We start from the raw sequence: 10,086 nt of genomic DNA, 5'->3' as shown, positions 1-10,086 counted from the left end.
GCGCCGCGCCATGCGCGGCGCCGGGCCCCAGGCCGCTGCTGGTGAAGGTTTCCTGCACCCTCCGGGCGCGGGAGGTCCGCCGGTTCCTGGGGGGTCAGACCCGGGCAGGCTGGATGCAGGCATCCAGATGCGTGACCACTTTGGCGCCGCTTTCAAGGGTGCGATGCACCGGGCAGCGGTCGGCGATCTCCATCAGCTTGGCGCGCTGCTCGCCACTCAAGGGTCCGCAGAGATGAATGGTGCGGGTGAACTGGTCGATCTTAGCGGGGCCGGTCGGCTGGGCGTCCTGGGCGTGCACCTTGTCGTGGCTTACGTCGACGCTGATCCCCTCCAGCGGCCAGCCCTTGCGGCGGGCATACATTCGCAGGGTCATCGAGGTGCAGGCGCCCAGCCCTGCGGCGACGAAGCCATAAGGCGACATGCCGCGGTTGGTGCCGCCATAGGCCAGCGGCTCATCAGCAAAGGCGTGGTGGTAGGGGCCGGACTGCACATCCTGCAGGAAGCCCTCCGGGTCCGCTTCCGTTACCCGCAAAATACCCTCCGGCGCGCCGGGCGGCGGTGCGGGCGGGGCCATTTTGACATAGCGTCCCGCCCAGGCCGCGATGACCTCCGCCGCATATTCTGCATCAGCAGCGTTGGAAATCAGATGATCCGCATCATCCAGGGTGACAAAGCTCTTGGGGTGTTTGGCAGCAGTGAAAATGGAGGCGGCGTTGTCAATGCTCACGGTGGTGTCGCGCGGCGCGTGCAGCACCAGCAGCGCGGCCTTGAGCTCTGCAATTGCCGGCGCCAGCGCCTCGGCGTGGATATCGTCGACAAACTCTTTGCCGATCACAAAGGGCCGCCCGCCCAGGCAGACCTCGGCGCGGCCCTTGGCCTCGATCTCGGGCAGGGCCGCATCGAAATGATGTGAGACATGGCCCGGATCAAACGGCGCCCCCAGGGTCACCACGCCCTTGACCGAGGGGATGCCCGCCCGTGCCCGCAGCACTGCCGCACCGCCCAGCGAATGGCCGATCAGCAGCGACGGCGCCATGTTGCGGGAGGCGAGGTACTGCGCCGCCATGATCAGGTCTGCAACATTGGAACTGAAGGTGGTGTTGGCAAACTCGCCCTCCGAATGGCCGAGCCCGGTGAAATCAAACCGCAAGACGGCGATCCCCATTGCCGCCAGCCGCCCGGCAATGCGCCGCGCTGCCGGGATATCTTTGGAACAGGTAAAGCAATGCGCAAAGAGCGCGGTTGCCAGGACCGGCCCTTCGGGCAGGTCAAGGCGGGCAGCAAGGGTGTTTCCGGCGTGGCCGGGGAAAGAAACGCGTTCAGCGGGCATTGGCGTAGCCTTTGTCTGGTGTTCCGACTAGATTGAGCGCTCAATGGGTCATGAACAAGGCAACAGCCCGGCACGTCACGGGAAGGTGAAGGCAGATGAGCAGCAGCGGCCTGGAAGGCATCGGATGTTACAGCCCGCGAACTGCGCGGGACCGGGATATGTGGCAGCGTTTGCGGAGGTTTTGCGAAAGCGAGCCGCAGGCTTTCAGCCGAAATCCGGAAACCGGCCATGTGACCGGATCCGCCTTTGTCCTGTCGCCTGACATGAACAGCGTGCTGCTGACCCATCACAGGAAGCTGGACCGGTGGTTCCAGCTTGGCGGCCATTGCGATGGGATTGCCGATGTGCCCTTTGCGGCGCTGAAAGAGGCGTATGAGGAAAGCGGGCTCAGCCGGATCAGACGGCTGTCAGACCGCGTGTTCGACGTGGATATTCATGAAATCCCGGCAAACACTAAGGACTGCGCCCATCTGCACTACGACGTGCGCTACCTGTTTCAGGCAGAAGCCGGGGAGATCGCGGCCAGTGATGAATCCCACGCGCTGGCCTGGGTGCCGCTGGACCGGCTTGCAGAGGTCACGGACTCGTCCGGCGTGCTGGTTCTGCCAGAGAAGCTGCAGCCGTTCCTTGATACCTGTTGCTAAGCGGAGGCGCCTGCCGGCGCCGCAGGATATGCCGGTCCCTCCTGGCGGGAGGGACCGGCAGCCGGGCGTTACGCTTCGCCCAGCAGTTCCTTGTCGAACGGGTATTTGGTCAGGTTCTCATAGCCGTCCTCGGTGATCAGCACCTGGTCTTCCAGCTTGATCGAGAAGTCGCCGCCCTCAGGCGAAACCAGGGCCTCGACACACAGCACCATGCCCGGCTCCAGCTCATAGTCGAAAGCGCCTTCTACCATTGCATCCGGGTAGGCAACCAGCGGCCATTCATCGCAGAGGCCCACACCGTGCATCATGCAGCCGTATTTCTGCTTCTGGAACTGCGCGTCCAGCGGATGGCAGCCTTTGGACAGCTCCTGGATGTTCACGCCCGGCTTCAGCATTTCCATGTTGTGGCGGATGTGCTCCAGCCCGTGCTGCATGGCATAGATCATGTCGGGGCGCGGCTTTTCATCGCCGATCCACCAGCTGCGCGAGATGTCGATGCAGATCCCGTAGGAGCCGACCAGATCGGTGTCAAAGCTGATCATCTCGTTGTTCTGGATGATGCGGGGGCCGCATTCCTGGAACCAGGGGTTGGTGCGCGGGCCGGAGGCCAGCAGCCGGGTCTCGATCCATTCGCCGCCGCGGCGGATGTTTTCCGCGTGAAGAACCGCCCAGACGTCATCCTCGGAGATATTGCCGCCGGGCACCTGCTCGCGGGCGAACTTTTCCATCTCCGCCACCGCGGTTTCGCAGGCGTGGCTGGCGCAGCGCATTGCCAGGATCTCGTCCGGGCCTTTCACTGCGCGGCATTTCTCGGTCAGCTCCTCGCCGGGGAAGATTTCAAGCCCCTGCGCCTCAAGCGCCCGCAGCCCGTGCAGCATCACCTTGTCCACCGCCAGCCGCCTGTTGCTGCCGCTGTGTTCCTCCATGAGGATGCGCACTTCGTTGGAGAACTTGTCGGCGGCCACGTCGATCTTGTCGCCGCGGTCGAAGTAGAACAGGTCGGCGCCTGCGCGCTGCTCGCGCACCAGCGGGTTGAACTCACTGAGGAACGGCGACTGCTTGTAGTCCCACAGCACCATATAGCCGTCGGCGCAGATCAAGAGCGCCCGGAACGGGTTGTGGGTGTTCCACAGCTGCATGTTGGTGGAATCAGTCGCATAGCGGATGTTCAGCGGATCAAACACCAGGAGGCCGCCATAGCCGCGGTCATTGATGAAGCGCGTCAGCCGCTCCCAGCGGAAGCTGCGCATGGCCTGCAGGTCGGGCAGCTGCAGACCTGCTTCGGCCCATTCGGAAAAGGCCAGCTGGGTCGGGCCGATCTCGACACGGTTGTTGTCGTTCGGGGTGTTGTCGCCCAGTTTGGCGCCGCGGGTGGGGTCGATCTTGCGGATATCGCGGTAATGCTCGTTCATGCTGGGAAGTCCTCGCTGCACAGTCCTGTCCAATCTGCCGTTCCCTGGCCTCCAAAGCGCTGCAAAAAACGACCGTGTCTGAGGTCGTTTCTGACGCATGATGCAACGTCGCAGCTGTGCCGCGGCACAGGGGATGCTATCGCTGGGGGATGACGGCGATTCTGCAGAGAACCATCCCTTATAACCCGCTTCAGCCCCGGAAACTGCCCGGTATTCAGCCGCTTGCGCGGCAGGACTGGCTGCAGCCGGACGAGGCCTTTGCGGCGCAGCTGGCGGAGCGGAGGCGCCTGCTGGCTGACCGGCGCCAGGATGTCCTGCAAATGGACCCAAGCGCGATGGAAGCGGCGCAGGAACTGCTGCAGCTGGTCCTGGACGGATCACCTCCGGCGGCCGCTGCTGCGGGGGCGGCGGTTGACTGGCAGGATCCGCTGGGCAGCCTAGGCGGGATCGCCCAGCAGGATTTCTGTATCCTGCAAAAGCCGGAAGGAGCAGCGGAACATGTGCTGACCGGCGCGGTGCTGTGCTTTCCGGCCAGCTGGATGCTGTCCGAAAAATTCATGCGGCCCCTGACCGGGATCCATGTTCCAGTGGAAAGTTATGATGCCGGGATTGCGGCGCGGGTGCAGCGCTTGTTCGACGGGGTGCAGGCGGGCCGGCCGCTGTGGCGGTTCAATACGCTTTGGTATCAGGATCCGGCATTGTTTCAGCCGCGCAGCCAGTTCGCGCGGCGCGACACCTCCCATGGCAGCCGCGGGGAGTACTTGCGCAGCGAAAAACAGATGCTTCTGCGGCTGCCAAAGTCCAGGGCAGTGGTATTTGCGATCCACACCTATGTGCTGGCCCGTGCGGATGTGCTGCAGCAGTGGGGCACCGCCGCGGCAGGCTAGCCTTGGTCAGGGCACCAGCGGCCGCGCAGCCTGCACCATGCCAGCGCTTTCCAGGTAGAGGATCAGCGCCGTCAGCAGCAGCAGGTGGCTGATAAAGCGCAGGCGCCGGGTGCCGGCCATGCTTATAGCTGCCAGCGCGGACGCGCGCATCTGATGGCCCAGCCCGCTGATTGAAAACGCTGCTGCCACTGGTTTGCGCAGGGGCTGCCGGCGCGCCGCCGGACCGGCGTTGCGGCAGATCCTGGCGTCTTCCAGGGCGCGATCGAAATGGGCTTCCAGTTCCAGTGCGGTTTCTTCGACCGGGGTGAAACGTTCACGCCCGCGCGGCCTGTCTGTGCCGGTTTCGCCCTGTGCATCGGTAACGGCTGCCGCCGGCGCAGCTGCGGTCTGGGCCTGCGCGGCGTGCTGGGGATCAAAGGCGCTGAGAAACTGCTCGCAAGTCAGCGCCACGTCCGTCTCCAGCCATTCGACCGAAGTCGCCTCAACCGACGGCAGCAGACGGCGCAGCATCTCGGCCAGGAGCAGCTCGGAGATTTCCCGGTCACAATAGCCCGCGTAAAGCGGCGACAGCGACACTTCCAGCAGCGCCGAAGGCTGCATGACATTGCCCGCAAGTTTGCTGGCGCGCCGCAGCGGCACCCGGCGCAGCCGAATGGCGATCAGGTAATGGTCGCATTGCAGCTTGGCGGTGTTTTCTGCGCGGGCCTCGATTGTTTCGGCGGGATGGCCGAAATCCTCAAGCGTATCCACCACTGCGGCCACTGCAGCAGAAAGCGTCCCGCCATCGCGGCTTTCCAGACCCAGCCTGCCTGTATACTGCATGTTCTCTGCCACCGTCCGGATCCTCCATTCAGGGTGCCGATAGAGAAACAATAAAATTTGAAATAGTTGAAAGTGGGGCAGGGAAGGACGATTGCCGGGAAGCGGCTGCCGCGGAAGCCGTTCAAATGCGGCAATCGACAAGTGTCTGTAAAAAAAGAGTTTCGCGTGAATCTTGCGGTATCTCGGGGCCGGATTGAGGCCCAACTGTGGCAGCTGCCGGACACATTGATGCCCTAAGGCCTACAGTGGCCCGGGAATCGCAGGAACTGTTTTTCGGGCTTGGTCCCGCTGGCATAGCGCCTGCCAGTAGGGTGGGCGCTATGCCAGCGCGAATGCCCCCTCAGCCGTCAATCTGGCGGCCCATGATGGCAAGCGACTGCTGATAGACGGTGGCGGCGTTCCATTCTTTCAGAACCCGATAGTTGGGCTCGCCCTGCTGGTATCCCTTGCCCGGTTTCCAGCCTTTCCGGCGCAGGTAGTTGGCGGTGGAGGCCAGCGCGTCGCCCATGTTGTAGAAATCCACCCGTCCGTTGCCGTCCCAGTCGACGCCGTATTCCAGCGCATTGCCGGGCAGGAACTGTGTATGGCCCAGTTCGCCATGCTTGGCGCCCTGCGTCGCGGGCGTAATCGCGCCCTGGTCCACCAGCTTCAGCGCCCCCAGCGCGTGGGGCCGGAAGAAGTCGGACCGGCGGCAATCATAGGTAAGCGTGACAATGGCCGAAACCACCTGGCTGTCCCCCATATAGCTGCCAAAGGCGGTTTCCATCCCGTGGATCGCAATCAGCACCCCCGCGGGCACGCCGTATTTGCGCTCAAGCGCTGAATAGAAATCCGGGTTGCGCGCTTTGCGCTTGCGGCCCTGTGCCACGATTGTGGCAGAACCGCGGATCTGCATGAACTTCTCCAGCGAGTATTTGAAGCTCTTCTGGTTGCGGTCAGCAGAAATGGTGCGGCGGGCATATTGCGCATTGGCCAGCGCCTGCAGCCCCGCCTTGCGCACGCCCGCGCGCTTGGCTTCATGCTGGAAGTCCTGCTTCCAGGCATCAAAGCCGGCGGATGTATTGCCGCAAGGGGCGGCCAGGGCAGGGGTGGCAAGCAAGGCGGAAATCAGGGCAGGGGCAATCAGCCGGCGCATGAAGCAAACTCTCGAAATGTGACTCATGGCTTGCAGCCTAACGCGCCCGCGGCACTTGTCTAACGGGAAAAGCCGGGGTTGCTTCCCATTTGCTCAGGTAAAAGCCGTCCCGGCGGCCAGCGCCAGGCCATCTGCAACTGCGGTCATCGCATTTCCCGTTTCCAGCCGGGCATTTGGACACAAGCTGCGCATTTCCGCCTGCACCGCCGCCAGCAGCGAAGAGCCGCCGACCAGAACGATCCGCTCGACCATATCCGGCGCAATCCGAGCCTGCGCCAGGGTTTCCGATGCACAGGTGCCGATGGCGGCGGTCTGTTCTGCCAGCGTTTGGGTCATGCCTGCAGCGTCCAGCGGCACTGACAAACCGCGCTCCAGAAGTTTGAGGTCAATGAGCGCCTTGCCCTCGCCGCTATTGGCGCGGATCTTGCCATGCTCGACGGCAAAACCCAGCTCATGGCCCAGCTCATCCTCCAGCACCGCCACCAGCCGCGCCAGTTTCTCTGGCTCCACCGCGTTGGCGGCCAGCTCCTGCGCTGCCCGGCGGCTTTCCGGCGCATAAAGGAACGGGATCATCTGCCAGGTGGCGAGGTCGTTGAACAGCCGGTTCGGCGCCGGCAGGGTGCTGCCGCCAAAGGTATTGCGGATCTGGCTGCCGCGGCCCAGCAGTGGCATCACATGCTGGATGCTCAATTGCCGGTCAAAATCGGTGCCGCCCAGCCGGACGCCATGCGAGGCCAGGATGCGGGTTCCCCCGTCTTCCCGTTGCTCAAACGCAGTGAAATCGGAGGTGCCGCCGCCGATGTCGACGATCAGCCCCAGGCCCGGCGCTGTCGCTGCGGCGCGTAGGGCGGCCTCGGGCTCATACATGAACATCACATCCTGAAACCCCGCCTCCAGGTAACAGGCGCGCAGGTCCTTTTCCGCCTGCATGTTGCGGTCGTCATCCTTGGAATGGAACCGCACCGGCCGCCCCGACAGGGCATGGGTGAATTCCATATGCGTTGCAGCCTCTGCGCGGCGCTTCATCTCTGCCAGGAACCGCGCGATCAGGGTGGCAAAGCTCAGCCGCTCACCGCCCAAGCGCCGTTCTTCCTGCAACAGCGGCGTGCCCAGCAGGCTCTTCAGCGCCCGCATAAACCGTCCCTCGCCGCCATTGATCAGCGCCCGCGTGGCGCTGCGGCCGATCCGCATGGTGCGGCTGCCCACTTCAAAGAACACCGCGGTGGGCAGGGTTCGCTCTCCCGGCTCCATCTCCATCAGCCATGGGCGGCCCGCCACCGCGATGCCCGCGGCAGAGTTTGAAGTTCCAAAGTCAATGCCAAGGGTGTTGGGGGCGGTCACGGGGGCGTCTCCTTGCAGCGGCGGAAGCGGGCCGCACTACAGCAACATCTGCACCTTCACAAGGGGGGCCGGGGCGGAGGGGCGCTGCCCCCGGCCCTGCGGGCCTCCCCCGGAGTATTTCGAACCAGAAAGAAGCCTGCTTTTCCTCTTGCTGCAAATATCCCGGAGCGCGAGGCAGAGCCTCGCATCCGCGGGCCGCGGCACACTCCAGCCGCGGCAAATGAAAAGGGCGCCCCGAGGGACGCCCTTTCCGTATCTGGTCTGCTAGCTTAGCAGCTGTAGTACATGCCGAATTCCACCGGGTGCGGGGTGTGCTCGTACTTGTGGACCTCTTCCATCTTCAGCTCGATGTAGCCGTCGATCTGGTCTTTGGTGAACACGTCGCCCTGCAGCAGGAAGTCGTGGTCGGCGGCCAGGGCGTCAACAGCTTCGCGCAGTGAGCCGCAGACGGTCGGGATGCCTTCCAGCTCTTCGGCCGGCAGATCGTACAGGTTCTTGTCCATGGCTTCGCCCGGATCGATCTTGTTCTTGATGCCGTCCAGGCCGGCCATCAGCAGCGCGGCAAAGCACAGGTAGGGGTTTGCCGCCGGATCGGGGAAGCGGGCCTCGACGCGCTTGGCTTTCGGGCTTTCGGTCCACGGGATGCGCACGCAGCCAGAGCGGTTGCGGGCGGAGTAGGCGCGCAGAACCGGGGCCTCAAAGCCCGGGATCAGGCGCTTGTAGGAGTTGGTGGACGGGTTGGTGAAGGCGTTCAGGGTCTTGGCGTGCTTCAGGATGCCGCCGATGAAGTAGATCGCCTCGTCCGACAGGTCGGCGTATTTGTCGCCGGCAAACAGCGGCTTGCCGTCTTTCCAGATCGACATGTTGACGTGCATGCCGGAGCCGTTGTCGCCGTAGATCGGCTTCGGCATGAAGGTGGCCGATTTGCCGTAGGCGTGCGCCACGTTGTGGATCACATATTTGTACTTCTGCAGCTCGTCGGCCTGTTTGGTCAGGCTGTCGAAGATCAGGCCCAGCTCGTGCTGGCAGGAGGCAACCTCGTGGTGGTGCTTGTCGACCTTCATGCCCAGGCGCTTCATGGTCGACAGCATCTCGGAACGCAGGTCCTGCGCTTCGTCGGTCGGGTTGACCGGGAAGTAGCCGCCCTTCAGGCCAGGGCGGTGGCCCATGTTGCCCATTTCGAATTCCGCATCGGTGTTCCAGGAGCCGTCGGTTGCGTCAACCTCATAGGACACCTTGTTGATGGTGTTGGAGTAACGCACGTCGTCGAACAGGAAGAATTCCGCTTCCGGGCCCATGTAGGCCACATCGCCGATGCCGGAGGACTTCAGGTAGGCTTCCGCTTTCTGCGCGGTGCCGCGCGGGTCGCGCTCATAGGCTTCGCCGGTGTCGGGCTCAACGATGGAGCAGTGCAGGCACAGGGTTTTTTCCGCGTAGAACGGGTCAATATAGGCAGAGGTGGTGTCCGCCATCAGTTTCATGTCGGAGTTTTCGATCGACTTCCAGCCGGCGATCGAGGAGCCGTCGAACATGAAGCCTTCTTCCAGGAAGTCTTCGTCAACCAGGTCCACGTCCACGGTGACGTGCTGCAGCTTGCCGCGCACATCGGTGAAACGGATGTCGACATATGCGACGTCTTCCTCACGGAGAGTCTTGAGAACTGCGTCTACGCTCATTCCCTTGGTCCTTCTGATATAGGTATCTGGAGATTTCGTATGTGTTTACAGCGCGTCCGGGCCGGTTTCGCCGGTACGGATGCGGATGGCTTGCTCGACGGGCGAGACAAAGATCTTGCCGTCGCCGATCTTGTCGGTCTTGGCGGCATCTACAATGGCCTCGATCGCCTGGTCGACCTGATCGTCGTCCAGCACAACCTCGACCTTCACCTTGGGCAGAAAGTCGACCACATATTCAGCGCCGCGGTAAAGCTCGGTGTGGCCCTTCTGGCGGCCAAAGCCCTTGACCTCGATGACAGAAAGACCCTGGACGCCAACGTCCTGCAACGCTTCCTTCACCTCATCCAGTTTAAAAGGCTTGATGATGGCTTCGATCTTTTTCATGCCTTGGCTCCTCGCAAGCTTGTTGGAGGTGTCATTTCACTTCTAAATGAACGCAGCAATGCAGGAGGCTGCGGCTGCGGCAATTGCGGGCAGGATTTGATCGGGTCTGCCTAAAAATTAAGCACTGCGCCCGGAAATTGCGCAGAATTGAATCGGGGAAAGGCAAGATATGACCGAACTGCTGACCGCAGCCCAAATGCGGGCCATTGAACAGGCCGCCATCGCATCCGGAGAAGTGACCGGGCTGGAGCTGATGGAGCGGGCCGGGCAGGGGGTGGTTGAGGCCATCTTTGAGGAGTGGCCTGAGCTGGCGGAGCCTGTTGAGGCCGAGCGAGGGGGAGGGACCCCACGCCCCCCCGAGGACCTGGGGGAAAAAGAAAAAACACCCCCGACCACGGTCCCCCCTTGGTCAGGAAAAAACAAAGGGGAAAGACTTTTTGTTGTGCGGGCTCTTG

General features: G+C 63.1%; 9 protein-coding genes and 1 pseudogene. 3 read left to right on the top strand and 7 right to left on the bottom strand.

Annotated features, from left to right (window positions below; genetic code table 11):
* Positions 1-94: 94 nt before the first annotated feature.
* Entirely contained in the window at positions 95-1,330 is a 1,236-nt protein-coding gene (locus ACXAHG_RS23100; protein WP_475042873.1) for a bifunctional alpha/beta hydrolase/OsmC family protein, read from the bottom strand.
* 95 nt (positions 1,331-1,425) lie between these two features.
* On the opposite strand from ACXAHG_RS23100, the gene ACXAHG_RS23095 reads away from it, so the two are divergent.
* Positions 1,426-1,974 (top strand): NUDIX hydrolase, encoded by a 549-nt coding sequence (locus ACXAHG_RS23095; RefSeq protein ID WP_475061112.1) that lies wholly within the window; start codon positions 1,426-1,428, stop codon positions 1,972-1,974.
* A gap of 68 nt (positions 1,975-2,042) precedes the next feature.
* Here ACXAHG_RS23095 and dddP read toward each other — a convergent pair whose 3' ends face one another.
* Positions 2,043-3,386, bottom strand: a complete 1,344-nt coding sequence (gene dddP / locus ACXAHG_RS23090; RefSeq protein ID WP_475042876.1) for a dimethylsulfonioproprionate lyase DddP — start codon at positions 3,384-3,386, stop codon at positions 2,043-2,045.
* Between the two features lie 149 nt (positions 3,387-3,535).
* On the opposite strand from dddP, the gene ACXAHG_RS23085 reads away from it, so the two are divergent.
* Positions 3,536-4,273, top strand: coding sequence for a heme-dependent oxidative N-demethylase family protein (locus tag ACXAHG_RS23085; protein ID WP_475061109.1), 738 nt, complete (start codon positions 3,536-3,538; stop codon positions 4,271-4,273).
* A gap of 6 nt (positions 4,274-4,279) precedes the next feature.
* Here ACXAHG_RS23085 and ACXAHG_RS23080 read toward each other — a convergent pair whose 3' ends face one another.
* The 5 genes from ACXAHG_RS23080 to ACXAHG_RS23060 form a co-directional block, all read right to left on the bottom strand.
* Positions 4,280-5,095 carry a hypothetical protein gene (locus ACXAHG_RS23080; RefSeq protein WP_475061106.1) on the bottom strand — a complete coding sequence of 272 codons (816 nt, stop codon included), beginning with the start codon at positions 5,093-5,095 and terminating at the stop codon, positions 4,280-4,282.
* 340 nt (positions 5,096-5,435) lie between these two features.
* Entirely contained in the window at positions 5,436-6,230 is a 795-nt protein-coding gene (locus tag ACXAHG_RS23075; RefSeq protein WP_475042881.1) for a lytic murein transglycosylase, read from the bottom strand.
* Positions 6,231-6,323: 93 nt separating this feature from the next.
* Positions 6,324-7,571, bottom strand: coding sequence for an Hsp70 family protein (locus ACXAHG_RS23070; RefSeq protein ID WP_475061104.1), 1,248 nt, complete (start codon positions 7,569-7,571; stop codon positions 6,324-6,326).
* Between the two features lie 269 nt (positions 7,572-7,840).
* Positions 7,841-9,247: a type I glutamate--ammonia ligase gene (glnA, locus tag ACXAHG_RS23065; protein WP_475042885.1), complete on the bottom strand. Its 1,407-nt coding sequence runs from the start codon at positions 9,245-9,247 to the stop codon at positions 7,841-7,843.
* 45 nt (positions 9,248-9,292) lie between these two features.
* A complete protein-coding gene (locus ACXAHG_RS23060; protein WP_008554830.1) occupies positions 9,293-9,631 on the bottom strand; it encodes a P-II family nitrogen regulator in 339 nt (112 codons plus the stop codon).
* 169 nt (positions 9,632-9,800) lie between these two features.
* Between ACXAHG_RS23060 and ACXAHG_RS23055 the strand changes: the two are divergent.
* Positions 9,801-10,086, top strand: a pseudogene (locus tag ACXAHG_RS23055) (bifunctional ADP-dependent NAD(P)H-hydrate dehydratase/NAD(P)H-hydrate epimerase); the annotation flags it as partial.

It is taken from the genome of Leisingera sp. ABD4_442 (genome assembly GCF_056160905.1).
This window is presented reverse-complemented; position numbering and strand designations above follow the sequence as displayed.

What these genes read in the sequence shown, in the direction of transcription:
- glnA (WP_475042885.1), bottom strand. Translation starts at nt 9,247, where the DNA reads ATGAGCGTAGACGCAGTTCTCAAGACTCTCCGTGAGGAAGACGTCGCA.
- ACXAHG_RS23085 (WP_475061109.1), top strand. Translation starts at nt 3,536, where the DNA reads ATGACGGCGATTCTGCAGAGAACCATCCCTTATAACCCGCTTCAGCCC.
- ACXAHG_RS23080 (WP_475061106.1), bottom strand. Translation starts at nt 5,095, where the DNA reads ATGCAGTATACAGGCAGGCTGGGTCTGGAAAGCCGCGATGGCGGGACG.
- ACXAHG_RS23060 (WP_008554830.1), bottom strand. Translation starts at nt 9,631, where the DNA reads ATGAAAAAGATCGAAGCCATCATCAAGCCTTTTAAACTGGATGAGGTG.
- ACXAHG_RS23095 (WP_475061112.1), top strand. Translation starts at nt 1,426, where the DNA reads ATGAGCAGCAGCGGCCTGGAAGGCATCGGATGTTACAGCCCGCGAACT.
- dddP (WP_475042876.1), bottom strand. Translation starts at nt 3,386, where the DNA reads ATGAACGAGCATTACCGCGATATCCGCAAGATCGACCCCACCCGCGGC.
- ACXAHG_RS23075 (WP_475042881.1), bottom strand. Translation starts at nt 6,230, where the DNA reads ATGCGCCGGCTGATTGCCCCTGCCCTGATTTCCGCCTTGCTTGCCACC.
- ACXAHG_RS23100 (WP_475042873.1), bottom strand. Translation starts at nt 1,330, where the DNA reads ATGCCCGCTGAACGCGTTTCTTTCCCCGGCCACGCCGGAAACACCCTT.